Source organism: Campylobacter concisus (genome assembly GCF_015679985.1).
GTDB lineage: Bacteria > Campylobacterota > Campylobacteria > Campylobacterales > Campylobacteraceae > Campylobacter_A > Campylobacter_A concisus_AC.
Genome location: NZ_CP049239.1, coordinates 306,399 through 330,808, shown reverse-complemented (window position 1 = coordinate 330,808; position 24,410 = coordinate 306,399). Strand labels below are relative to the sequence as shown.

At 36.6% G+C, this 24,410-nt stretch carries 25 protein-coding genes and 1 pseudogene; 6 read left to right on the top strand and 20 right to left on the bottom strand.

The features are described from left to right. Positions 1 to 48: 48 nt before the first annotated feature. The 7 genes and pseudogenes from G5B98_RS09575 to G5B98_RS01665 all read right to left on the bottom strand — a co-directional run. Positions 49 to 243: pseudogene (locus G5B98_RS09575) on the bottom strand (hypothetical protein); the annotation flags it as partial. Between the two features lie 77 nt (positions 244 to 320). Continuing rightward, positions 321 to 527: a twin-arginine translocation signal domain-containing protein gene (locus G5B98_RS01690; RefSeq protein WP_009294906.1), complete on the bottom strand. Its 207-nt coding sequence runs from the start codon at positions 525 to 527 to the stop codon at positions 321 to 323. 304 nt (positions 528 to 831) lie between these two features. Beyond that, positions 832 to 1,572 (bottom strand): thioredoxin domain-containing protein, encoded by a 741-nt coding sequence (locus G5B98_RS01685; RefSeq protein WP_107686256.1) that lies wholly within the window; start codon positions 1,570 to 1,572, stop codon positions 832 to 834. A gap of 53 nt (positions 1,573 to 1,625) precedes the next feature. Continuing rightward, positions 1,626 to 3,446: a selenocysteine-specific translation elongation factor gene (gene selB / locus G5B98_RS01680; RefSeq protein ID WP_196086989.1), complete on the bottom strand. Its 1,821-nt coding sequence runs from the start codon at positions 3,444 to 3,446 to the stop codon at positions 1,626 to 1,628. Continuing rightward, positions 3,443 to 4,768 carry an L-seryl-tRNA(Sec) selenium transferase gene (selA, locus tag G5B98_RS01675; protein WP_196086988.1) on the bottom strand — a complete coding sequence of 442 codons (1,326 nt, stop codon included), beginning with the start codon at positions 4,766 to 4,768 and terminating at the stop codon, positions 3,443 to 3,445. Before selA ends, selB begins: the two co-directional genes overlap by 4 nt. Positions 4,769 to 4,844: 76 nt before the next feature. Next, entirely contained in the window at positions 4,845 to 5,675 is an 831-nt protein-coding gene (locus G5B98_RS01670; protein WP_196086987.1) for an HNH endonuclease, read from the bottom strand. Positions 5,676 to 5,679: 4 nt separating this feature from the next. Beyond that, on the bottom strand, positions 5,680 to 7,305 hold the full coding sequence (locus G5B98_RS01665; RefSeq protein WP_196086986.1) for an AAA family ATPase: 1,626 nt from the start codon (positions 7,303 to 7,305) through the stop codon (positions 5,680 to 5,682). A 220-nt stretch (positions 7,306 to 7,525) separates the two neighbouring features. Between G5B98_RS01665 and G5B98_RS01660 the strand changes: the two genes are divergently transcribed. From G5B98_RS01660 to G5B98_RS01650, 3 genes are all read left to right on the top strand, one after another. Beyond that, on the top strand, positions 7,526 to 9,199 hold the full coding sequence (locus G5B98_RS01660) for a 4Fe-4S binding protein (RefSeq protein WP_196086985.1): 1,674 nt from the start codon (positions 7,526 to 7,528) through the stop codon (positions 9,197 to 9,199). Then, positions 9,192 to 9,905 (top strand): formate dehydrogenase-specific chaperone, encoded by a 714-nt coding sequence (locus G5B98_RS01655; protein WP_087579568.1) that lies wholly within the window; start codon positions 9,192 to 9,194, stop codon positions 9,903 to 9,905. Before G5B98_RS01660 ends, G5B98_RS01655 begins: the two co-directional genes overlap by 8 nt. A gap of 187 nt (positions 9,906 to 10,092) precedes the next feature. Then, positions 10,093 to 10,437, top strand: a complete 345-nt coding sequence (locus G5B98_RS01650; RefSeq protein ID WP_232524603.1) for a DUF6803 family protein — start codon at positions 10,093 to 10,095, stop codon at positions 10,435 to 10,437. A 40-nt stretch (positions 10,438 to 10,477) separates the two neighbouring features. On the opposite strand, the gene G5B98_RS01645 is transcribed toward G5B98_RS01650, so the two are convergent. From G5B98_RS01645 to gltX, 6 genes are all read right to left on the bottom strand, one after another. Next, positions 10,478 to 11,158 carry an MqnA/MqnD/SBP family protein gene (locus G5B98_RS01645; RefSeq protein ID WP_196086984.1) on the bottom strand — a complete coding sequence of 227 codons (681 nt, stop codon included), beginning with the start codon at positions 11,156 to 11,158 and terminating at the stop codon, positions 10,478 to 10,480. Continuing rightward, positions 11,155 to 11,427, bottom strand: coding sequence for a barstar family protein (locus G5B98_RS01640; protein WP_196086983.1), 273 nt, complete (start codon positions 11,425 to 11,427; stop codon positions 11,155 to 11,157). Before G5B98_RS01640 ends, G5B98_RS01645 begins: the two co-directional genes overlap by 4 nt. Beyond that, a complete protein-coding gene (locus G5B98_RS01635) occupies positions 11,424 to 11,930 on the bottom strand; it encodes a ribonuclease domain-containing protein (RefSeq protein ID WP_196086982.1) in 507 nt (168 codons plus the stop codon). Before G5B98_RS01635 ends, G5B98_RS01640 begins: the two co-directional genes overlap by 4 nt. A 9-nt stretch (positions 11,931 to 11,939) precedes the next feature. Then, positions 11,940 to 12,566, bottom strand: coding sequence for a uracil phosphoribosyltransferase (upp, locus tag G5B98_RS01630; RefSeq protein ID WP_004317747.1), 627 nt, complete (start codon positions 12,564 to 12,566; stop codon positions 11,940 to 11,942). 84 nt (positions 12,567 to 12,650) lie between these two features. Further along, positions 12,651 to 13,904 (bottom strand): malic enzyme-like NAD(P)-binding protein, encoded by a 1,254-nt coding sequence (locus G5B98_RS01625; RefSeq protein ID WP_054196129.1) that lies wholly within the window; start codon positions 13,902 to 13,904, stop codon positions 12,651 to 12,653. Then, on the bottom strand, positions 13,901 to 15,280 hold the full coding sequence (gene gltX / locus G5B98_RS01620; protein WP_054197371.1) for a glutamate--tRNA ligase: 1,380 nt from the start codon (positions 15,278 to 15,280) through the stop codon (positions 13,901 to 13,903). Before gltX ends, G5B98_RS01625 begins: the two co-directional genes overlap by 4 nt. Positions 15,281 to 15,350: 70 nt before the next feature. On the opposite strand from gltX, the gene G5B98_RS01615 reads away from it, so the two are divergent. Next, positions 15,351 to 16,181, top strand: a complete 831-nt coding sequence (locus G5B98_RS01615; RefSeq protein WP_021091056.1) for a peptidylprolyl isomerase — start codon at positions 15,351 to 15,353, stop codon at positions 16,179 to 16,181. Between the two features lie 92 nt (positions 16,182 to 16,273). Here G5B98_RS01615 and G5B98_RS09570 read toward each other — a convergent pair whose 3' ends face one another. From G5B98_RS09570 to yedE, 4 genes are all read right to left on the bottom strand, one after another. Further along, positions 16,274 to 16,561 (bottom strand): TonB-dependent receptor domain-containing protein, encoded by a 288-nt coding sequence (locus G5B98_RS09570; protein WP_196087334.1) that lies wholly within the window; start codon positions 16,559 to 16,561, stop codon positions 16,274 to 16,276. Further along, the gene (locus tag G5B98_RS01605; protein ID WP_198425256.1) at positions 16,540 to 18,072 is read right to left on the bottom strand and encodes a TonB-dependent receptor; all 1,533 of its coding nucleotides are present in this window, start codon (positions 18,070 to 18,072) and stop codon (positions 16,540 to 16,542) included. The genes G5B98_RS09570 and G5B98_RS01605 overlap by 22 nt, the downstream gene beginning before the upstream one ends. Further along, a complete protein-coding gene (locus G5B98_RS09285; RefSeq protein ID WP_198425255.1) occupies positions 18,069 to 18,359 on the bottom strand; it encodes a hypothetical protein in 291 nt (96 codons plus the stop codon). Before G5B98_RS09285 ends, G5B98_RS01605 begins: the two co-directional genes overlap by 4 nt. 288 nt (positions 18,360 to 18,647) lie before the next feature. Then, a complete protein-coding gene (gene yedE, locus G5B98_RS01600; RefSeq protein WP_196086981.1) occupies positions 18,648 to 19,706 on the bottom strand; it encodes a YedE family putative selenium transporter in 1,059 nt (352 codons plus the stop codon). Between the two features lie 144 nt (positions 19,707 to 19,850). Between yedE and G5B98_RS01595 the strand changes: the two genes are divergently transcribed. Continuing rightward, positions 19,851 to 21,038: a molybdopterin molybdotransferase MoeA gene (locus tag G5B98_RS01595; protein WP_232524623.1), complete on the top strand. Its 1,188-nt coding sequence runs from the start codon at positions 19,851 to 19,853 to the stop codon at positions 21,036 to 21,038. 17 nt (positions 21,039 to 21,055) lie between these two features. Continuing rightward, positions 21,056 to 21,931 (top strand): TerC/Alx family metal homeostasis membrane protein, encoded by an 876-nt coding sequence (locus G5B98_RS01590; protein WP_269775681.1) that lies wholly within the window; start codon positions 21,056 to 21,058, stop codon positions 21,929 to 21,931. A gap of 245 nt (positions 21,932 to 22,176) precedes the next feature. Here the strand turns inward: G5B98_RS01590 and G5B98_RS01585 are convergent, their stop codons facing one another. From G5B98_RS01585 to G5B98_RS01575, 3 genes are read right to left on the bottom strand one after another with little or no spacing between them, the layout of a single operon-like run. Further along, positions 22,177 to 22,740, bottom strand: coding sequence for a MotE family protein (locus tag G5B98_RS01585; protein WP_021090673.1), 564 nt, complete (start codon positions 22,738 to 22,740; stop codon positions 22,177 to 22,179). Beyond that, on the bottom strand, positions 22,740 to 23,162 hold the full coding sequence (locus tag G5B98_RS01580) for a flagellar export protein FliJ (protein WP_021090542.1): 423 nt from the start codon (positions 23,160 to 23,162) through the stop codon (positions 22,740 to 22,742). The genes G5B98_RS01585 and G5B98_RS01580 overlap by 1 nt, the downstream gene beginning before the upstream one ends. Beyond that, positions 23,159 to 24,409, bottom strand: a complete 1,251-nt coding sequence (locus G5B98_RS01575; RefSeq protein ID WP_084041659.1) for an adenylosuccinate synthase — start codon at positions 24,407 to 24,409, stop codon at positions 23,159 to 23,161. Before G5B98_RS01575 ends, G5B98_RS01580 begins: the two co-directional genes overlap by 4 nt. Between the last annotated feature and the right edge of the window lies 1 nt (position 24,410).

Here is a 24,410-nt window from a genome sequence, read left to right as displayed (position 1 = left end):
ACGTTGTTTGCTGTGTGTAAGGTCGATCTGATCGATACCTTTTGAGCAGTGTGAGCCCTGAGATATCGGATGGTGCATCGCCATATCTTGACGAACCCAAACACCATCTTTTACCTCAGCCTCGATACCACAGCCTGCTGAGCAAATAGAACAAATCGTTCTAACCTTTTTTGAGCCAGGGAAAGGATTTTTTATCTCCTCATCACTTGCTTTTCTTATCGTTTCATTTTCTCCAAAAGCCATTGTACTTCCAGCACCAAGTGCGGCTAGCTTTAAAAATGAACGTCTTCCTATACGTGCATCACTCATGGTTTTCTCCCTTAGTAAGCGATTTTATAGTAGGTTTCCCAGTTCTTGCTTTTTTTATAAAGCACCTCTTTTTTGTTTGACTTGCCAACGACGACACCATTGTCATCAGGAGCTAAGTCGTCACTAGTCACTTTTGCTACGGCTGAGACTGCGAGTACACCGCCGGCAGCACCGACTTTTAGAGATTTTTTGAGAAAATCTCTTCTTGATCCTTGCATTTTTTCTCCTTAGCTCTCAAACTTAAAAATTTGAGAATTTGGTTTGATTGGTCTTCATGATTCGCAATATTTTAGAAATTCTAAAATATTGCAAGGCCTATTTCAGGGCTTTTTATAGCCTAGATTTAAACTCGGTAAATTTAGCATAATTGCAAGATAATCAAAGTAAATATAAAGCTTTAATTAAATATGTTAAGTTATTGTTAAAAATATAAGAAAATATATTTAATATTTTAACTTTTATGAATTTTGAGAGAAAGGCTAATTTAAAGTATAAATTCTAGGGAGAGCTCCCTAGAAAAGATTATTTTAGATCACTTTTGTTTATGATAAATGGCACTGATCTAACGCCAGCTGAGAAATATTTTTTACGTAAAGTATCTATCTTGTCGCTCTCTTCTTTGCTAACATTTTTTTCATCTACGTTATAATCTTCAGAGAAATACTTTCTTAAAATTTTAACCTTATCGCTATCACTTTTTGCATTTTTTATATCTTTATAGATCAAAGCACTTTTTTGCAAAGATGATAGTTCATGTACTGGAGTTAGGATGATTTCAACGTTATTGTCTTTTAATGTCGTTTCGATCTTTGCTAGCTCGGCTCTACAATATGGACATTCAGGATCTGAAAACATAATAAGAGTTGGCTTTTTGCTATCATTGCCAAGAGTTATAACATTTGCCTTGTCTTCATTTTTATAAATTTTAGCTAGTGATTTTACTAAATCAAGTGCTGCTTTTTCTGCGATTACCTTTTTTTCTTCAGCCAAATAAGACTTTTGCTCCTTTAAATTTACAACATCAGGAAACATAAGATCACCCTTAACAAAAGTCACATCTTCTTGAGACATATCCCCTTTGCTAAATTTTAAGCTTACTTTTTCTATATCATCTAAAATTTTAGTGCGCTCTACGACTTTCACATTAACACCATCGATATTTTGATTTTTAAAAACTTCTGAGTAAAAATCTTCTATTTGCTTATTACTAGCTGCCATTAGGCTAGTTGCCGCTAATATTGAGGCCAAAACCACTTTTTTCATTTTTTTCCTTTTAAAAAATTTGGCGGATTATATTTGCTTTTTGTAAATGAATACTAACCGCGAAAAACTCTATCATTTCCTTGCTTTATTATGTCACTCTCAAGATCAAGTTGCTCAAGATAAGCGATTATATATTTTCTACTTAAATTTAGTGCATCCTTGGCGTTTGTGACATTTACAAAGCCTTGATTTTTGATGATCCCTCTTAGCTTATCAAGTGCCATTTTTAACGAATTTCTGGTGATGAAAAGGTTATGCTCCAGCCTTATAACTCTACCCATTGCAGTTAGTTTTTTAAGTGCATTATCGCCACTTAGCCTATCTATTTCCAGCTCATCATATATATTATAAGGTGCCGTAGGAGCTAGCTTTCCGCTTTCTAAAATTTCATAAATTTTCTCTTCAAGCCTTACTTTTAGCTTGCTTATATCAACGCCCTTTTTTATATAAATGCCATCATTTTTAGAGATTAAGTTTATACTTTCAAGCTCATCAAGTGCTTTTTGAGCTAAATTTTGGCTAGCCCAAGCAAGCTTTAAGCTTATACTTTGAGCTGAGAAAACGGCAAATTCATTTTTCTCTATCATAAATTTAACCACAGACTTTATCCGCTCAACCGCGCTTAGATCGTAGATATTTAAAGCTTTTTCATCGACAAAGACGTTTGAGACTTTTTTAGCCACATTTACGGCCTCTTCGTGACTTAGTCCAAATCTTTGATAAGACGAGATGATGCCAAAGCCATTTTTGTGAGCCTCTTTTAAGATAGAAAAGGTTCCAACAAAATCATGCTTTAAAAGTGCAGCTAAAAAGAGAATTTTACCAGCTTTTTTTAGTGGCTCAAGCACAGGATTTAGCACTCTGCCACCGCCTATCACACGCGCATCTGAGATAAGCACAAATGCCTCGTCAAATTTCAAAAACATATCGCTTTGAAATTTAAAGGTAACAAAGTAGCTATCATCTTTTTGGCTTAGTATAAGCACCTTTGCAGGCACATTTTTAGCTCCTACGCAAAAGGTTACGCTTTGAGAGTGAATGAGATTTTTAGCAGTTACGACCGCATCAACCTCTCTAAATCCTCTAAAATAGCCTTTTTTACTAAGTAGCTGCCCCTTTTTTAGCTCATTAAGCTCAATTCCTGTCAAATTTAGCGCCACACGGCTGCTAACCCCTGCATTATCTACGAATTTATCATGGCTTTGCACACTTCTTACTAGCACCTCTTTGCCAGCGTCATAGTTAAAAAGCTTCTCATTTTTACTAACGCTTCCCTCTATAACGGTGCCAGTTACGACATTTCCGATACCTTTTAGGCTAAAAACCCTATCGATGTAGTATCTAAAAACGCCCTCCTCATCGCGTTTTTTAGCTCTTAGCGTAAAGAGGTAGTTTCTAAGCTCGTCAATGCTTGCCTTATCCCTTATACTAACGGCAAAAATTTCTAAAATTTGCAGGTTTTTAAATTTAGAAATTTCATCTCTTATCTCTTTTTTTCTTAAATTTATAGTCGCTTCATCTACGAGGTCACACTTTGTAAGCGCCACGATTATAGATTTCACGCCAAGGAGATTTAAAATTTCAAGGTGCTCCAAGCTTTGAGGCATAAGGCCGTCATTTGCTGCCACCACAAATAAACACGCATCAAAGCCATACGCGCCACTTATCATCGTTTTTATGAGATTTTCATGCCCTGGTACGTCGATAAATGCGATATTTTCATCATTTTTACTTAAATTTGAAAAGCTTAGATCGATCGTTATGCCACGCTTTTTCTCCTCTTCAAGATTGTCTCCCTCAAAGCCGTTTAGCTCCTTTATAAGCGCGGTTTTTCCGTGGTCGATATGCCCTGCTGTTCCTATTATTAGACTCATTTTTCTTCCGTTTCATTTATTATTTTTATTAGTTCATTTACATCGTCATCTAAAAGCGTTCTTAAATCAAGTAAAAATTTATCATTTTCTATACGGCCGATCACCTTTTTTTGCCTAAATTTCTGCTCATTTAAAACCGCATCTCCACTAACTGCCAAAGCTATACTTGGAATTTTTTTATTTGGCATCGCACCGCCTCCTACAAAGGTTTGTGTGCGCACCATCTCAAGTGGTGTTTTTAGATTTTTATTTATAAAATTTGCTAAGTTTTCAAGCTCTTTTACGCTTTTGTGAAGCAGTTTTTGCGTTGTGATTAGCTCAAATTCTTTATTTAAATAAGCTTTCATGCTCTCAGCCAAAAGCGAGATGATCACTTTATCTACGCGAAGCATTCTTAAAAGCTGATTTTTTCTAAGCTTTGCGATGAGCTCTTTTTTGCCAACTATTATGCCACACTGCACCGCACCAAGGAGTTTGTCGCCGCTAAAGCTAACTAGCGAAACATCTTTTAAATTTTTTAGATCTGGCTCATTTTTGTCTAAGTTAAACGGCAAAATTCCATAAAATCCACTGCCAAGATCAAAATAATCTATCAAATTTTGCTCACACGCCAATTTGCTTAGTTCATTTGCTGTAACCTCTTCGCTAAAACCCACAATGTCAAAATTTGAGCGATGAACCTTTACAAGCATCGCCGTATTTTCATTAATTGCCTCTTCGTAGTCTTTTAGCTTAGTTTTGTTTGTCGTGCCAACCTCTTTCAAAAAGCAGCCCGCATTTGCCATCACCTCAGGCACTCTAAAACTACCGCCGATCTCGACTAGCTCGCCTCTACTAACGACGACTTCCTTGCCCTTTGCAAAGGTATTTAGCACTAAAAACACAGCGCTTGCGTTATTATTTACGACGATGGCGTCTTCAAAACCAAAAGCTCTTGCGATCATCTCACCGATATAGTCGTATCTGTTGCCACGGCTGCCTGTTTTTAGGTTGTATTCAAGGTTTGAATACCCTGTGATTACCGGAGTTGCACGGCTTAAAATTTCTTTATCTATGACGCTTCTAGCGAGGTTTGTGTGAATGGTCACACCGGTTAAATTTAGCACTCTTTTAAGGCTAGCTTCATTAAATTTATAGTACTCATCTAGGATTAAATTTATTATCTCTTCGCCACTAAAGCTTGCATTTTCATTTAAAATTTTAGCTCTAACCTCATCTAAAATTTGCCTTGCAAGCATAGTGACTAAACTCGTATCAAGCCCCAAAAATGCCTCGTTTTTTATGATCTTATCAACTTGTGGGATATTTCTTAAATCGTTCAATTTGCGCTCCTAGTAAGTTAGTTTTACCAAGGCGTAATTTTAACATAAATTTACTTTTAAAACATTATTCAAAATATTACAAAAACTTGTTATATCCACCACTACAATAACACTGATCTTTACTTAGAGCTTGATACATTGCTGTTTTCCAATTATTTATGGGTTTAGATTTAAATTTTATACAAAGTTCTTGTTCAATGTCTATTTTTGTTAAATTTTTATTTTCAAACTCTATCCTAAGGTCGCTCAATTCACTTGCTGCTTCAATAGCATATCTTCTAGCTAATTCGTACACTCTAAAATGCTCTTCTATTTTCTTTTTATCTAAGGCATTATTAATATCTTTTGTGTCTACAAAGAATTCCATAGTAAGTTCAGACCAGTTCACTTTTGCAAATAACCACTGTGTTTTTGTAAAGTCATCATAATATGGGTGAATAGTATTTAAAACTGTATTTCTTTTTGTGGTATTACAGTCCCTACAGCACCCTATCAAATTGTTTGGCAGTATAGAAAAAATTTGAAATTCAGATTTTGGTAAATAGTGATCTAATGTAGACACATGCCCCAATCCGCAATATGGGCACTTGCCTAATTTTGAACCAGCCATTATTTGATCATAGTATTTTCTTGGCTCCTTTCCTCTCACCAAGCGATTATTATACAAATCAAATAAATCTTTTTTTATATTTTCGTATCTAGTAAATTTTTTATAATTAATCGGTTCTTTTATTATATACTTATCAAGATATTTTTCTCTTGCACTATTGTTGTAACCGCAAGCGTTTAATAAAAATACATATAAATAGTTCAATAAATTCTTTTTCTTCGCCTTATCCCTTATTCCATTACAACAACATTTATATATGTCGGATTTACTTATTTTAGGCATATCTAATACAACCATAAGACTATTTCCTATTGTTTAATAAGGCTCTTACCAATAATCTTGCTTCGGATCCGAGCTGATTATCATATTCTTTCATTATCCTATCATAAGACGCTCCATCTTTCATTATCCTATCATAAGACGCTCCATCTTTCATTATACTATTGTCCAGCATCGCATAAAAGCCCGACTTGTTTACCTCAAGGCCAAAAATTTCTTTAGTTAATGTTCCTATCGTCTCTCCAAATGTTTCAATATCAAAGCGCTCCGCTTTAGCCTCGAGGCCAAATCTGCTTAGTCTCCAAACGCAACTCTTTGGAACCTCTTGTAAAACTACAGGCGAATGAGTCGCGATAATGGCTACCGCATTCTTTTTTATAAGCAAATCTGATAACGCCCTCATAAAAGATGACAATAAAGGCGGATGCAAATGACTTTCTGGTTCATCTAATAATACAAGGGTTTTTTCTTCTATCTTTTCAAAAATTTTAGTAATAGTTAATAATATTATAGCGTGCCCTGAACTTAATTTTCTAAATAAATCTATAGCCGGCTGTTTCAAACCTTGACTAATAACTTTGTCAACTTTTTTAATTTCTACCGTTTGGTGCATAACCTCGCTAATATTCAACTCTTCGAATATTGGATCTGATTCCAGTTGGGATATTAAATTTTTGTATTGTTCTATATTTTTATTACTTAAAATTTTTACAAAGCTACTAGCAAACTCGTCTGAAAGTTCTTTATTATCCTTTAAATGGTTTTCTTTACTAGATGCTGTGCCGTTCTCTTCTGGATTAAATTTTAACTTTTTAAGTCCGATATAAGAATACTCTGGGTATTTTTTTTCCGAAAATGGCAAAAATGGGTCAAATGCACTATAGGATACCGATAAAATTCTTGAAAAAATTTTACGAGGAGGCTTTACTTTTTCTCGTTCTCCAAAAATATCTTCTTCAAATTCAAAGAATTTACCATTTTCACAATCTAAACCAATAAAGCTTTTTGTCATATTATTTAGCAAATGGGTTTTACCAACACCATTTCTTCCGATTAATACATGGATGTTAGTTGGAGGATTTGAATCCGCAAAAACCTCAAAATACAACTTATAACCAGCCTGATTATTTACACAAGATGTCTCATATCCAAAGCTATAGTCATCTAAAATAGCTCCACCATCCAGTATTCTCTTATACTGCCCTCTAATTGTAACTAAACTAGTGTCCCTCAAAAGTGAAGTTGTGAATACATCTTCACTTAATGCCTCATTTAGAAGCTCTTCATTTTTAATAACATCATTAATACTTGCTAAAAATATATCCCTTATTTCTGCAGACATTTGGCTTAACAACGAATAATATTCGGGACTTTGACCTAATGAAAAATAGCTACTACCTAGGCTCTCAAATTTTGGAGGTATCTTTGTTTGCTTTTGACCAAAAGAGGCAATTTTTACATAACCTAAATCATATTTTTTACCACTTATGTCAAAAATGACTATCTGGTACAGCGTTTTATACCCAAAATCATCCCAATTGTCGTAACACAAATAAACTTTACAAGCATGATGAGGAAACAACTTATCGTTTTCAAGTCCTTTAATTCTTGAAAACTGACTCCAGTCCTTTTCAAAAAATTCTAGCATATTTCATACGTCCTAAATTAAATACTTAAGATAATAATTGAAACAATTATATCGTTTTGTTCTATAAAAATATCAGGTTTATCTTTATGTAGTGCCAAATAAATTTACTAATTTTTAAAAATTTACAATTTTTCTTAAACCAAAAAATAGTTAGATTTTTTCAGAGTCTATTAATCCCATTAATATTAGAATAAGCCTGTTTTTGATAATAGGAGAAATTATGAAAGAATTTGGCTTTTATAACGATTTTGACGATACTTTAATGCTAAATGAACAGATAGAAATAAATAACGAAAAAGAAGAATATTTAGTTTCTAACTCGCCAAAGCTTAAAGCAAACATTATCGCACCTGAGATAAATTTTTATCTAAAAAATACAACTGCAAGCGTATTAGAAAAAGCTAAAAATACACTTTTGCTTTATGAAGCAAGAGCAACTGCATTTGACATGGCAAAGGATGTTGATTACGAAAAAGAAGTCGGCAAAAATGTCGTAATAGTAAGCAACTCAGGCCGTGAGGAACTAGCAAATTTATTAAAAGAAAATGGCTATAAAGTCATTGAATTAACGCATTTTGAAGTGAAATTTATTTATGGCGCAGCTGGCGAGCTTAGTGTTTTGATACTTAGAGCAAATGACGAATTTGAGGTCGATTGTGACTTTTTCTTGGTTGAAAATGCAAGGGATTATATGCTAAAACAAAGCGGCTGTTACGAAATATCTGGGCTAAAAGACGAAGCTGTGCTTAAAATTTTAAATGAAAAAACTCCAAAATTTAAGTACAAAAGCCTAACTCAATATGACTCTTCGATCTGTCAATATCACGAACGACGAAATGAAATTTGTGGACGCTGTGTTGATGTTTGTCCAACTGTAGCCATTTTAAAAGAAGACGAGACAAAGCATCTTGTTTTCTCACAAATCGATTGCGTAAATTGTGGTAACTGCATTAGCGTCTGCCCTAGCGGATCTCTTGACTCTACACTTATGCCACAAAACTCATTTGCTACTATTGCCAAACTTTACAAAGGTAAAATTCCACTAATAATCTCTAATGAAACAAATTTAGACGAGCTAAATATAAGCCTACCTGAAAATGTCCTACCTTTTTTCATATTAGCACCACATATGTTAAATCAAGCGCATCTACTTACATTGCTTCAAGAAAGTGGTGCGAGTGTGATTTTATTTAGCAAAACTCTTGGCAAAGGCGAAAAAGACGCCATTAGCATCTTAAATCAAATTTATGAGCTTAAATTTAAAGAGACGGCGATCTATCACGCTAAAGATAAAAACGAGCTTGAAGAATCACTCAAAAAGGTAAAATTTATAGCTGACTCACAACACACGATAAACGAATATGCCTTGCCAAAAAGAGAAATTTTTGCAAAAAGGCTTGAGTTTTTAGTAGGCAGCGAAGATCTTGGCGTGGTAAAAAGCGGTGAGATGATAAGATACGGTGATGTCAAGATAAACACTGATAGCTGTACACTTTGTCTAAGTTGCATTGGCGCTTGTAACGTAAGTGCGCTAGTAGCTGATAAAAAGACAAATTCGATTTTATTTAATCCAAGCGTCTGTACAGCTTGCGGATACTGCGAACTAAGCTGTGCTGAAAAAGATACCATAAGCCTTGAGGTTGGAAAAATTTCTCTTAAGCCTGAGTTTTTTACATATAATGAACTGGCAAGAGATGAGCTTTTTGCCTGTGTTGAGTGCGGAAAAGAGTTTGCGACTAAAAAAGCTGTCGAAAAGATCGCAACTATAATGCAACCAAGATTTGGCAACGATAGGGTTAAGATAAAAGCACTTTACTGCTGTGCTGACTGTAAGGCCAAACTAATGGTTCAAGCCCAAATAAACGCAATGAAAGAGGATTTATTAAATGGATAAAAACATCATAAAAGCAAGATCATATTTTTACGAATTTCTAGCATATCCTATGTTTTTTTACACAAATGATGAGAAATTTTCAAGGTGGAAAGAGCAGTTAAGATACTTAAGCGCAAATCCTTTAAGCGAGGATAGTGATGCTGCGTTTAAAAATTTAGATAAATTTAGCTTTGAAGAATTTTCAAAAGAACAAAATGACGTTCTTTTTGGCTTTACAAATATCCCCTTAAGTGCCTCATTTTATGAAGAGGGCAGAGATAACGGAGCAGCTAGGCTTAGGGTTATTGAATGTTTAAAACTAAGCCCATATAGACGCGATAGCGAGCTTTGCAAAGACAGCGAGGACTACGTTGGATTTATATTTTTAGCGATGGCTACATTTTTAAAAGATGAGTTTAATGATGCGAAAAATATTAGCAATAAGCTATTTTCTGAGACTTTAAATTTATTTGTAGATGAGTTTGGCTCGCTACTTTTGGCTCACAAAGAGGCAAATTTCTTTAAATCATATACTATTATTTTAAAAGATTTCATCGATCTTGAACGCTCTATACTAAACGTAGAAGCACCAGCTAAACCAAAAGGCGATAGTGTCGCTATGGCGGCACTTAAGAAAGAGCCATTTCAAAGCAAGATGCCAACAATCAAAACCAAACTTCACTGGGAAGAATTTTCTCCGGTCATCTCACACGAGTTTAAAGACTAGCTTAAATTTACTCTTAGCCCGGCTAGGAGTAAATTTATATCTTCTTAAATTTTGTAGTTATTTTTGGCGTTTTTAACTATTCTGGCTATCAATATATAAATTTGTTGGCATAGTGCTTAGAGTCTATTTTACAGCTCTTGTGATCTACTTTATAGCAAAATTTATCCAAGTATAAAATGGCGCGGGTATGCCGGATATTATTACTATCTACTCATATCTTATCAGCGTCATCCTACTTCTTGGCATAGCCCTTTTAGAGCTAAATTTGATCTATAAAAACGCTAGCGAAAGAGCAAAGCTAAAGCTTCACTTTTGCCTGCTCATCTTCTTTTTGATCGTCGGACACGTCGCTATGATATTTGGCATGGTTGATCCTACCATAACAGGCTACAAGGCTAATGATGGCGCTATGGATATGCATATGAATATGCAAATGAACATACCAGCAGATATGCCGATGCATGATCACCAAAAGATGATAATGCAAAATATGAGTGATGACAACTCAACTAATATGCATATGCACCACTAAATTTTATATCTTCTTGGCTGCTGCTAAGAAGATATAAAATTTAATTCTTTTTTGCTGCTTTTAATAATCTATTTTCTTTAAAAAATTTTCTGAGTGATTTTTGCTCTTTTGGGCCTATTTTGTAGCTTATAAATTTTAAATACCACTTGATATCTTGCTCGCTTATGTCGCGACTTTTGGCATACTGAGCCAAGATATAGTTTGGGATCTTTACGTTTTTTTGTAAAAATTTTGCGACCAGTCTTTTGTAAAACGAGCCATTTTTTACATATGAAAATCTACCAAAAACAAATGGCAAATTTGTCTTTTCGTGCCAAATTTTACCAAGGTCATAAAAGCACTCTTTGCCCTCGCTTAAGTATGCCTTTAGCGCCCTATCACCTATAATCACCTCACCATTTAGCTTAAGCACTTTGGCTAGGGCGTTTGAGCTAGCTGAGGCAGGATCTGGTTTTGGGGCTGAGTTTTTGCGCACAAGCACACTTTTTACTTCTTTTTTGGCGACTATTCCAAAATTTAGTTTCTTTAAATTTGCCTTTTTGCTAGCTATGCTTGAGATCACCGCAGCATCGATCTTTCTGGCATTTAGTGCCCTATTTAGCTTGCTTGGCACGCCTTTTTTAAACTCGATCGCCTTTTTTATCTGAGAGCTTAGTGGAGCTGATTTTAAAAAAACGTGAAATGGAAGTAAATTTAGATAATCAATCTTTCCAAATATCATTTTTCATCTTTTACAAGCTCAAATTTAACTAGATCGTTTTCGTTGCAAATATCACGAAATAGCCGAGTTAAGCTCTCTTTTGTGCCACTATCCAAAAAATTTTCATTTTTTAGCTTTATAAGTGTTGGCTCATTTATCTCACAAAGGCAGTCAAAGAGTGCGTCTAAATTTCTGCCGTAGTACTCTGGTAGGTCAAATTTCTTGGCAAAATACTCATGCATTTTTTCTTTTTCGAGCATCTTTTTGGCATCTAAGATCACGATTTTCATTGCATCCTCTTTTCATAAAGCAGGTAAAAATGCTCGTAGTGATCGGGCGTGTAGTAGATAAGTCCGTCGTTTGAGTATAAAATTCTCTCAGCGCCGCGCCTGCCGCCATTATAATTTACATCGCACTCAAACCACTTTCTACCATCAGCTTCTGGCAGCCTCTTTTCTCTGTTTGAAAATCTATCTCCGCCGATGCTTTTGCCGCCGCTTATCTGCCATAAATTTCCGTTTTTTGCATCCCAGCCAAGTTCAAGTGCCTCTTTTTTGGTTATGAAATTCTTTGGCAGCTTGTTAAATTTATAGATATAAAGAGCGACCTCATCTTTTGAAGTGTATGAGCCATTTTCTGCAAGGCTCTGGCTTTTTTGTCCCTCTTTGTTTAGTTGCTCAAGTAAAATTTGAGCATTTTTATTTGCTTCACTACCATTATTTGAAAAGAAAAAAGTGCCAACAATAATAGCAGTGATAAAGGCGACTAAGGCTGGCAAAAGTCTTTTATTCAAATTTTGCCCTTAAAGCGTGTTAAAAACTCTATCGCCAGCATCACCAAGACCTGGAACGATATAGTTTTTCTCATTTAGCTTCTCATCAATCGAAGCTGTATAGACCTCGACGTCTGGGTAAATTTCGCTAAATCTCTTTAGCCCCTCAGGAGCAGCGATGATAGAGATAAATTTGATCTCCTTAACGCCCTTTTCACGTAAGAATTTGACCGCATCTATCGCCGTGCCACCAGTTGCAAACATAGGATCGATGATGATCGCCATGCGTTCTTTTGCGTCTTTTGGAAGCTTCGCGTAGAAAAACTCAGCTTGTGCTGTCTCTTCGTTTCGCTGAAAGCCCAAAAAGCCCACACTCGCATCTGGAATAATAGTAAAAACGCTATCAAGCATACCAAGAGCAGCCCTTAAGATGGGGCATATCATCACTTTTGTAGTAAGCCTCTTTGCATCTGCCACCGCAACTGGAGTTTGGACTTTGACATCTTTTACCTTTAAATTTCTAGTCGCCTCAAAGATCATAAGATAACTGATCTCATCAACTAGCATACGAAACTGAAAAGGTTGGGTATTTTTATCACGTAGAATGGTTAATTTATGCTCGATCAGTGGGTGCGAGATGAGTTTAACGTTTTGCATTTTTTATCCTTAAATTTACTGTTTTTACAGGGTTTATCTTTACAAAATGCCAAAAAGAGTTTAGCCCAAAATTTGGGCTAAATTTTAAAATCCTTTTGCAAGCTTGGCTTTGTAAGCCTCAACATCAAAATCTTTTACTCTCGCCACGCCATCTTCAACTGCTGCTTTTGCAACTGCTGGAGCGACTGCTGTTAATACGCGCTTGTCAAATGGTTTTGGGATAATATACTCTTTGCCAAATTTTAGCTCGCTAACGCCACTTGCCTTTAAAACTTCAGCTGGCACTGGCTCTTTTGCAAGCTGCGCAAGTGCTCTAGCTGCAGCCATTTTCATATTTTCAGTGATCTTTTTAGCTCTAACGTCAAGCGCACCTCTAAAGATAAATGGGAAACCTAAAACGTTATTTACTTGGTTAGGATAGTCGCTTCTGCCTGTACCCATCATAACGTCACTTCTTACAGCCTCAACATCCTCTGGATAAATTTCAGGCACTGGGTTTGCCAAAGCAAAGATGATAGGCTCTTTATTCATTGAAGCAACCATCTCTTTTGTAAGTACGCCAGGCTTAGAAAGGCCTAAAAACATATCAGCGCCCCTCATCGCATCAGCCAAAGTTCTATCCTCAGTTTCAAGCGCGAACTCTACCTTTTCAGGTGTAAGATCTGTTCTTTTTGAGTGGATGACGCCTTTACTATCTATCATCACGATGTGTTTTGCACCAAGCGCTTTATACATCTTCGCGCAAGCGATACCAGCTGCACCTGCGCCACTAACTACGATCTTTATCTTTGAGATATCTTTGCCAGAAATTTCCATCGCATTTATCATGCCAGCACTTGTTATCATCGCCGTGCCGTGCTGATCGTCATGCATGACTGGGATATCGACTGCTTCTTGAAGCTTTCTCTCGATCTCAAAGCACTTTGGAGCACGGATATCTTCTAAATTTATACCGCCAAATGTCGGAGCAAGAGCCTTGCAAATCTCAACGATCTTATCTGGATCATGCTCGTCTAGCTCGATGTCAAAGGCATCAACATTTGCAAATTTTTTAAATAAAACTGACTTTCCTTCCATAACTGGCTTACCAGCGATAGCGCCGATGTCGCCAAGTCCAAGAACAGCCGTACCATCAGTGATAACGGCTACTAGATTTGCTTTATTTGTATATTTATAAGCTAGTTCATTGTCAGCTTCTATCTCTTTGCAAGGCTCTGCAACGCCAGGCGTATAGGCCATTGAAAGGTCTCTTGATGTCTCGCAAGGCGTCTTTACCTTTATCTCGATCTTACCGCCTATGTGGTAGTTTAGTGCTTCTTCTTTAGTTACATGTGTCATTTTTCTTCCTTTAATAAATTTTGTATTCTATTTTTCGTCTCGCTACTGCCCACTACTTCAAGCACTTCAAATATGCTTGGGCTCACGCTTGAGCCAGTTAGCGCTATCCTTAGAGCCTGGGCTAGGTCTTTTAGCTTTAAGCCATTTTGCTCTAAAAATTTATTTGTTAGCTCCTCATAGCCCTTTGCGTCAAGGTCACGGTCTAAAATTTGAGCAAATTTAGCCAAAATTTCTTTGCTATTTTCATTTATAAATTTAGCCCAAGCTTTCTCATCGTAGCTTTTTGGAGAGTTGATGATCGCATTTGCGCTATTTGCCATTTCGATTAGTGTCTTTGATCTCTCACGGAGCGAATTTAGAAGTAGCTCACCCTTTACCAAAGCCTTAAAATCCACGCCAAATTCAAGCATATCTTGTGCTAGCCTCTCATAAGGCAAGGTCTTGATGTAGTGAGAATTTAGCCAGTCAAGCTTTTGAGCGTTATAAGTGCTTGAGCTTTTGTTGATATCGTTTGGATTGAAGTATTTAAGCATATCTTCAATAGTAAAAATCTCATCATCGCCGTGGCTCCAGCCAAGACGAACGAGAAAATTTAAGAGCGCTTCAGGCAGGTAGCCCATCTTTTTATACTCCATAACATCAGTTGCGCCGTGCCTTTTGCTAAGCTTTTTGCCATCCTCGCCGTTTATCATAGCGACGTGATAAAATTTTGGAACCTTAAAGCCAAGTGCCTCGTAAAGAACGATCTGTTTTGGGGTATTTGAGAGGTGATCATCACCACGGATGACGTCTGTTACGCCCATTAATGCGTCATCTATTACGACCGTGAAGTTATAAGTCGGTGTGCCGTCACTTCTAGCGATGATGAAGTCATCTAATATGTCTTCAACCTTAAATTTAACCTCGCCTTTTATGCCATCATGTATGACGATCTCGCCGCTAAGCGGGGCTTTTATACGGATGACTGGCTCGATGCCAGCTGGAGGCGTGCCAGTAAAATCTCTATATCTATTATCATATTTTGGGCGCTCTTTTCTAGCCTCTTGGCTGGCTCTAAGCTCCTCAAGCTCATCCTTGCTCATATAGCATTTATATGCTTTGCCTTCTTCAAGTAGTTTTTTAACATACTCTTTGTAAAGATCAAACCTCTTTGACTGATATGTCACTTCGCCGTCGTGATCAAGCTTACACCAAGCAAATGCCTCTTTTATGGCTTGCGTGGCCTCTTCTGAGTTTCGTTTTAGGTCAGTATCTTCGATACGAAGTAAAAATTTTCCATTATTAGCTCTTGCATATAAATAATTATAAAGGGCTGTCCTAAGTCCGCCTATATGTAGGTATCCAGTAGGCGACGGAGCAAATCTAGTAACTATCATTTTGTGCCTTATTTTTATGTTATAATTGCCCAAAATTATATTTACTAAATACTTAAATAAAGGTTTTATTATGAAAAAATTGCTCTTTTTGGCTGCTGGCATGCTAAGTGCTTTAAATTTATATTCGGCTCAGATGATAAACGGTATCGCAGCTATTGTAGAGAACGAACCAATCACGCTTTATGAAGTTTATAGCTTGAAAGAACAGCTAAGAGCTAGCGAACAAGATGCTTTAAATTTACTCATAAGAGATAGGCTCGAAGATGCTCAGATAAAAAATTTAAACATTAGTGTAACGCCATTTGAGCTAAACGATAGAATCGAATCGATCGCAAAGCAAAATGGCATGACAAATTCGCAGTTTAGAAGCTCTATCCAAGCTCAAGGCATGGACTTTTTGGAGTTTAAAAACAACATAGAAAAAAAGATGCTTCAAGAAAAGCTTTATAAAAGCATCTTGGCTGAAGCTGGTAAAAATGTAAATGAGCAAAAAGCAAAGATGTATTTTGATGCTAATCCTGATAAATTTAAGGTCTTTAGCACCGCTAGAGTCGTAGTTTATAGAGCAAAAGATCCTGAGCTACTTGAGGCTCAAAAGACAAGTCCGAAGCTACTAGACGGCGTGCAAACACAAGAGGTTAGTTTGGACTATCAAAGCATAGATCCAAGGCTTGCTGCGATCATCTCAAGCACAAATAACGGTGACTACACACAGCCTTTGCAAGGGCCTGACAGCTTTGATATGTTTTTAGTAAAAGAGAAGATCGGCTCATACACACCAAGCTTTGCAGACGTTAAGGATAATGTTATAAATGAGCTTTATCAAGGTGAGCAAGAAAAACTTATGGCTGATTATTTTGATAAACTCCGCGCAAAAGCAAAGATTCAAATTTTAAGATAACTTCAAATTTAGCCATCTTTGGTGGCTAATTTTCTCCAAATTTCACATAACAAAAGATTACACCGCCAAAGAGAAGGCGGTGTAAATTTTAGTTAAAAAGTGTAGTGCATATTTAGCATAAACGATCTCTCGTCGCCCGGTCTTGAATCAGAACGCCAGTATTTTTTATTTAGGATATTGTTTATTGCTAATGTTATTTGAGCGTGTTCGTTAAAGTTATATCCAGCACTTGCATCAAATCTAGCAAAACCAGGAAGATGTTCGTCTATGACTCTACCATTACTTATGCGGTAGCTATATCGTTTAGAGTATCCTGTTACGCCACTTTCGACATACCATTTGTCGTTTTTAGCATATCTTAAAAAACATTGCCCTGCCAGTTGGTTGTATTGTTTAGACTAAGTCTTTCGTTTAATGGATTTGATTTATCACTTGCGATAATAGCTCTCATATATCCAAGAGAACTTCTTAGATATAAATTTTCATAAATTTTACCCAAGATATTTAGCTCTATACCACGACTTCGCTCTTTACCACGTTGCGCCCAAGTATATGGATCATTTATAGGATCTGGTCTATATCTTATATTGTTATGCTCGATCTGAAATATCGCTAAGTTTGAGCTAAATCTATTATCAGCCCATGTGCTTTTTAAGCCGATTTCATATTGCTCATTATTCTGCGGTTTTAGATCAAGCATCGTTGTATCGACTATACTTATACCTATATTTCCACGGCCACCGTATGGGGCAAAACTCTTTGAGTATGAAGCATATGCGGTATGCTCTGGTAAAAAATCCCATAGCAAGCCAACTCTTGGACTAAAAGAGTGCCCTTTGTAGCTATTTGTCATATTTGTAATATTTCTTGTTTTAAATTTATAAAAGTCAAACCTTCCACCAACAAGTAGCCTATATTTGTCGTCTAAGCTTATTAAATCCTCGAGAAATACTCCATTATTTATGGCTTTATGCTTATTATCAGTATTAAGTGGTATGTAGCCCACACTACCCCAACTTGATCTTGATGCGTATGGATTTATGGTCACATTTTTTGCACTATCAAACCAAAGCCTTGGATGGCGAGTTTCTACGCTGTTGTCATATCCAAAAGTAAGATTATGCTTAAATCTTGTAAATTCAAGCTCTTTTGTAAGTGTTATGGCATTTGAGAGTGTGTCATTATCGGTTTGTTGTTTAGCATAGTTTTGCTTTAGTCTATTTCCGGGCATGATGGTACCACTAAAATAATGGTCAAAATTTTGACTAGCTTTTCTATAACCAAAAACCCATTTTAAATTCATGTCCTTTACTAACTCTGCATTTAGCTCGGTACGAAAGAAATGAAGCTTATCTTCAACAAAGTCTCCATCATGAGAAAAGCCCTTTGTATAGTCGATACCAAGCTTGTCATAGACACTTTTTGTTGGCATTCTATCAGGTACACGCCAAGCATTATCATATGTGTATTGCGCCTCAAAGCTCACTGTTCCACCATCATTTGTCACAATAATACTTGGACTTATCATAAAATTTTTATATTTTATACCATCTCTCCATGATTTTCCACGCTCCATATCAGTCGTTAGCCTTGCAGCTAGTTGATTATTTACTACGTGATTTATATCGATACCACCACCATATCTACTCCAGCTACCAACTCTTCCTGAGAGCTTATAAACAGGCATAAAATTTGCCTTTTTACTAACTAAATTTACAACTGCGCCGCCATCGCTTCTTCCATATAAGATCGAAGCTGGCCCTTTTAAAATTTCAACTCTCTCAACATTTGCTGTACTGCGTCTTATCTGACCAGAGTCTCTAACACCGTCTCTATATATATCGCCACCATCAACACTAAAGCCTCTTATCTTGATGCTCTCGCCTCTCATATCATAGCCTGCATCAATCCTTCTAGGATACTTGAGAGATCATTTGTACCGTAGTTTCTGTTCTTTTGTATATCTATATTTTCGATAGTTTGTGGCGTCTCTTTATTGCTGAGCCCATTTCTATTGATATCCGCACTATCATACGCGATATAACCTTTTAGGGTATTTTGCTCCGAGATACCTTCCACCTCGATAGTTGGTAAAACAACTGAATAATCACTGTTATTTGTATCTAAAGCCCACAGCGAGCTAAAGATCAGTGATGAAGCAAGTATACTAAACTTCATAGAATTCATTTAGATAAAATTAAAATCGATACTCTATATCAAAATAGCTTAAAATATTTACTTTATATTGATGTTTATTAATTTTTACCAATTCATTGTTAAAATTTTAGTTAGATTTGAAATTATCATTTGCCATCTTAAAAAATACATTACTATTGCCACTAAAAAATTTTAGATTAAGGCTAATATTTTAATGATCACATACCAACGCGAGCTTTTTGAGCTTTTTGATGAGGTGATAGATATAAAAAGTGAGTAAATTTGACTGCAAAGGCAGCCAAATTTATATTATGCTTTTTTAGTAAAAACTCCAACATAAATAGCATAGATAAAGCCGATCGCTACGGCATATGGGGCGTAAGGAGTTATACCAGCTCCAGAGCTTGCAAGTATGAAGTTGTGGCTTATCGCAGCGCCTGCTCCCATGCCTAAAACAAATACAGCTGAGCTTAAATTTCCAGCTCCCATTTGCACTAAATGTTTGCCTGGGCAGCCATAACTTAGGCTAAAGCAAAGACCAGCTAAGCTCATGCCAAGGAAATTCCAAAGAACGTCATTGTGGGCGATAGGTTGAGCTTCAAAGCCAAATTTATATTGTCCAAGAGCTAAATTTGTGATACTTGCAAAAACGATGATAGATACAATGCCATAAAACATTGAAAGATCACGCTCAAAGACTTTGCTAATCGCTCCAACCGAACAAAATTTACTTCTTTGCATAAAAATGCCAATAACAATGGCGCAAATAAGTGAGATAAAGATATTTGCGTGCTGTGAACCTGGGCCTTTTTCTGAGCTAAATAAAGCACCATTATCGCCAAGCTTTAAGCCAAAGACAAGGGCTATTAAAAGCAAAATAGCAATGATTAATGGCAAAAACGCAACTGGCTTTGTTGTGGCATCATTTTCAGGTATGACGTAACCATTTTTCTTGAAAAATCGTCCAACAAAAACGCCAGCAAATAGACCGACAAGACCAGCAATAGCGGTCATATCTCCTCCGCCAAGACGTAAAAATACTCTCCATGGGCAGCCCAAAAAGATAAGGCAACCAATCATAGCAAACACGCCTAAGAAAAATCTAGAAAATGCCGCACTGCCTGATACTGGAGTGAAATTTCTACTCCAAAGCATGCTAGCTAGAAAGCCTCCGATGATAAGACCTAAAATTTCTGGCCTTAGATACTGCACGACCTTGGCTTGGTGAAAGCCAAGAGCACCTACGCTATCCCTTAAAAAGCAAGCCGCACAAACGCCCATGTTTGCTGGGTTGCCAAAATAAACAAGCACTGGGCCAAGAATGCCAAGGCTTGCACCTGCGATGATGTAAAGCAATGTTTTATTCATGAATATTCCTGTGTATAGGGTAAAATCAAACTGATTTCTTAAATGGCATTTTAATAGAGCATAAATAAAGAAAGTATAAAATTTAAGAGCCAAATAGCTAAAATAATAAAATTTTACGAAAAAGGACACAAAGTGCGAGATATCATGAGTTATGAGGATAGTTTAAAGATTTTAAAAGATACAGTCGAGATTTGGGATAAAGTAGAAAAGATCGCCATCACAGATGCTCTTGATAGAAATATCGCACACGATGTGATAGCAGATAAAAACTATCCAGCAAAGCCAGTTTCAGCGATGGATGGCTACGCATTTGCATATGGTGATAGCTTAAGTGAGCTTGAGCTCATCACCGATCTTCCCGCAGGAAGTGACAAGGAAATAAAAATAAGCGGGAACAAATGCGTTAAAACCTTTACTGGCTCACTCATGAGTGAGGGCTCAGATACGCTAGTGCCAGTTGAAAATGTCGAAGTTAATGGCTCAAAGATCACTATCAAAAAAGGTGTATCAAAGGGCTTTGCTGTGCGTGCGGTGGGCGAGAGCTACAAAAAGGGAGAAATTTTAATAAAAAAAGGCACCAAGCTTAGTTACGCAGAAATCGCACTCCTTGCTGAGCTTGGCATCTTTCACGTAAGCGTTTTCATCCGTCCTAGAGTAGCAATAATTGCAACTGGTAGCGAGATCAAAGACCTTGGCGAGCCACTAGAAAACGCTGCACAAATTCATAGCTCAAATCACATAGGTATAGCGATGCAAATACGTAAAATGGGAGCTGAGCCAATCCTTTGCGAGATCGTAAAAGATGAGGCTACGCTTGTTAAAAAAGCTATCATAAATGCACTAAAATCAGCTGATGTCTTAATAACAACTGGTGGCGTTAGCATGGGAGATTATGACTTTGTAAAAGATACTTTAAAAGAAAATTTTAGCGTCATCATAGATAAGGCCGCTGTTAAGCCGGGCCGTCACATCAAGATAGCAAAATCGGGCGAAAAATATATATTTGCACTGCCTGGATTTCCCTATTCAGCAATGGTTATGTGCGTGCTTTATGTTAGAGTTTTGATAAATTTATGGCTAGGCAATGATGAGCCAAATATCACGGCGATAATGGACGAAGACTATAAAAAACGTTCGCCATTTTTAGAATTTACAGCTGTAAATTTAGAAAATCGTGAAGGAAAAAATTTTGTAAATCTAAATGGCAAAAAGCTTGGTAGTTCAGCGATCGTAAGTAATTTAACAAACAAGGCTGCGCTTTTAATGACCCCAATGGATAAAGAAATTCTTAAAAAAGGCGAGATAGTAGAAGTCTTGATGATGCCTTGCTAAAATTTTAAGAATAAAAGTTGAACGCATTAGAAATTCAAACAATTATAGTTTTTCTGATAATGGTATCACTTGCCTTTGGAATAGATCTTTTTGCTCATAAACATGATGAGAAAATTTCACTAAAACAAGCTGGCATTTGGTCTATCTTTTGGATAGGAGTTTCGGTACTTTTTGGTATATATTTATATTTTGAGAGAGGCAGTGAGATAGCAAGTCTTTATTTTGCAGGATATGCGCTAGAAAAGTCGCTCTCGGTAGATAATCTTTTTGTGATGATGGCGATTTTTTCATGGTTTAAGATACCTGAAATTTATCGCCACAGAGTGCTTTATTTTGGCGTTATAGGAGCTATGATATTTAGGCTCATCTTTGTAGCCGTAGGTACGATGCTTTTTGCCATCTCGCCTTGGATGGAGCTAATATTTGCAGCAATAGTCGCATATAGTGCTGTAATGATGATAAAAAAAGATAAGTGTGATGAGGATATAAAAGATTATTCAAACCACATAGCTTATAGGGCAGTTTACCGCTTTTTTCCGGTTTTACCACAGCTTTTTGGACATAGTTTTTTTGTTAAATTTAGCGAAATTTCTAAACAAATTTCAGATAGTCAAAAAACTACTCTTAACGATCAAATTTTAAGGCTAAAAGCTACTTGGATAGCAACGCCATTATTCTTGTGCCTTTGCGTGATTGAGCTAAGCGATGTGATATTTGCTTTTGATAGCGTTCCAGCTGTCATTGCTGTGAGTAAAGATCCTGTGATTGTTTATTCAGCGATGATATTTGCGATACTTGGGCTAAGAACGCTTTATTTTGTACTTGAAGCACTCAAAAATTTTTTAAAGTATTTAGAAATTTCTGTGATCGTGCTTTTATTTTTATCGCAGTAAAGCTAGCTTTAAATGCGACTGCTCATATCTTTCATCATGGTTTTGAAATTTCTACACAAATTAGCCTTTTTATCATTCTAGCCATCCTTGGAGTTGGGGTCGTAGCAAGTTTGGTTAAAAAATAGCTACCACAAAAGTATACAAGCTAAAGGTAGATGAGCTTAAAATTAAAAATTTATAAGCATAGAGCTTTATATTTTGGTGTCTAAATTTTTTAAAATTTTGCTTGCTTGTGCAAAAATTTATTACTGAATATTTATGCTACCAGCTGGGGTTGGCATATCGCCTTTTTCATCAGCAAATGGTGGCCCTTTTTGAAGCAAAGTGGTGATCTCGGATGCTACTTTTGGATCCATTTTTGCCATAATAGTAGATATCTTTTTGGCATCAAGAGCATAAAGTATGGTGGCTGCGTTTGATCTAGGCATTTTAGAGAGCACCTCAGCTGCCGCACCATCTTTCATCTTAGAATACGACTCATTGACTTTATCACTAGTCATTGTGCGAAGTTCTTTTAAAATTTTTTCATTTTTGGCGACCACTTCATCGATCTCTTTACGTTTTTGCTCGATCACTTTCATTGTTGCATTTAGGTCAGCTTCTTTTTTGGCAAGCTTTTTATTATTTTCTTCATAGGCTGCTGCCGAGCTTGCACGAAATACTTCTAAAGCTTGGCGCTGTTCATCTATGATCTCAAGTTCCTTTGAAATTTCTTCTTTTCTAGCTTCAAAAATTTGCGTACAGTCAACTGGTACTTCAAAACAAAATGCAAAATTTAAAACAATGAAAAATAATAAAACCGCTCTCATTACAACTCGCTCTTAGTTGTAAATTTCATCACTGCAAACTCATCAAGCGCAAGTGCTTCGGCCTTTTGTATGCGTTTTATCTCTTTTTTAAACTCTTCTTTTTCTAGATATTTCATCTTTTCGTACTCTAAATTTGCATTTTTATATTTATGTTCGTAATGCGAAACCTCTTTTTTAGCTATCTCAAGACTCTCTTTGCAGGCATTTAACTCTTGCCTTGCTATCTTTATAAACTCTAAATTTTCCTTTAGTTCGCCTATATTGCCACTTTTTGGCAAGCAAAACTCCTCAAGCCTTGCTCTTAAATGCACTAAATTTTCTTCAAAATTTCTTACATTAAGCCTAGCAACAGCGAGCTTTGCCTCTACCTTATCCATCTCTTGTTTTTTTACGCGGACGATAGAGGTAAATTTGCTTTTCATCTAATGATCGTATCGCTTCTTTCAGGGCTTGTTGAGATGTAGCCGATCTTTACGCCAGTTAGCTCTTCTATTCTCTCGATATAAGCTCTTGCATTTGCTGGCAGATCTTCATATTTGCTTATACCTTTTACGCTATCCCAGCCTGCAAGTTCTTCATAGATAGGAGTTGCATTTTCAAGATCTGTCGGCATATAATCGATAGTTTCACCATTATATTGATAAGCTTTGCAAATTTTTACCACTTCAAATCCATCAAGTACATCAAGCTTCATAAGCGCATAAGTATCGACACCATCGAGTCTTGAAGCATATTTTACACTCACAGCATCAAACCAGCCACAACGTCTGCGGCGGCCTGTTGTTGTGCCAAATTCCTTACCGATATCACACATCTTATCGCCACTCGTACCTTTATCTTCTGTTGGGAAAGGGCCAAAGCCAACACGAGTTGTATATGCCTTTATGACGCCTATTACTTCACCGATTTCTTTTGGATTTAGTCCAAGACCTGTGCAAGCACCTGCACTTATGGTATTTGAGCTAGTTACGTATGGATATGTGCCATGGTCGATATCTAAAAGCGTGCCCTGAGCACCTTCAAGTAATACCTTTTTATTTTCATCAAGTGCCTTCCACACTAGGTTTGTAGTATTTGCGATAAATGGAGCCAAAACTTCTTTATATCTTTTTAGCTCTTCAAGCAATTCATTTTCATTAGGAATTTTTACACCAAGTGCGTCAAATACACATTTGTTTGTCTCAAAATCATGCATCAAAGCATCGCACAAACGCTCCGGCTCAAGTAGTTCGCCTACTCTGTGACCACTTCTGCTTATTTTATCAGCATAAGTTGGTCCGATGCCTTTGCCAGTCGTACCGATTGCTTTTTCGCCTTTTAGTCTCTCTTTTGCTTGATCGATTTGACTATGGTAGCTTAGATTTAAATGTGCTTTATCACTAATATAAAGTCTTCCTTCCAAATTTTCAAACTGAGCCATTTCGGTGATTAACACTTCTGGACAAACGACAACACCATTACCAATGATGTTTATGATATTTTTATGCAAGATTCCGCTTGGAACAAGGTGAAGCGCGTATCTAACGCCATCAACCCAGATCGTATGGCCGGCATTATGGCCGCCCTGTGAGCGACAGATCATGTCATAGTTTAGTCCTAGCATATCAACTATCTTGCCTTTACCCTCATCACCCCATTGAACTCCAACTACTAAATCAGCCTTTCTCATT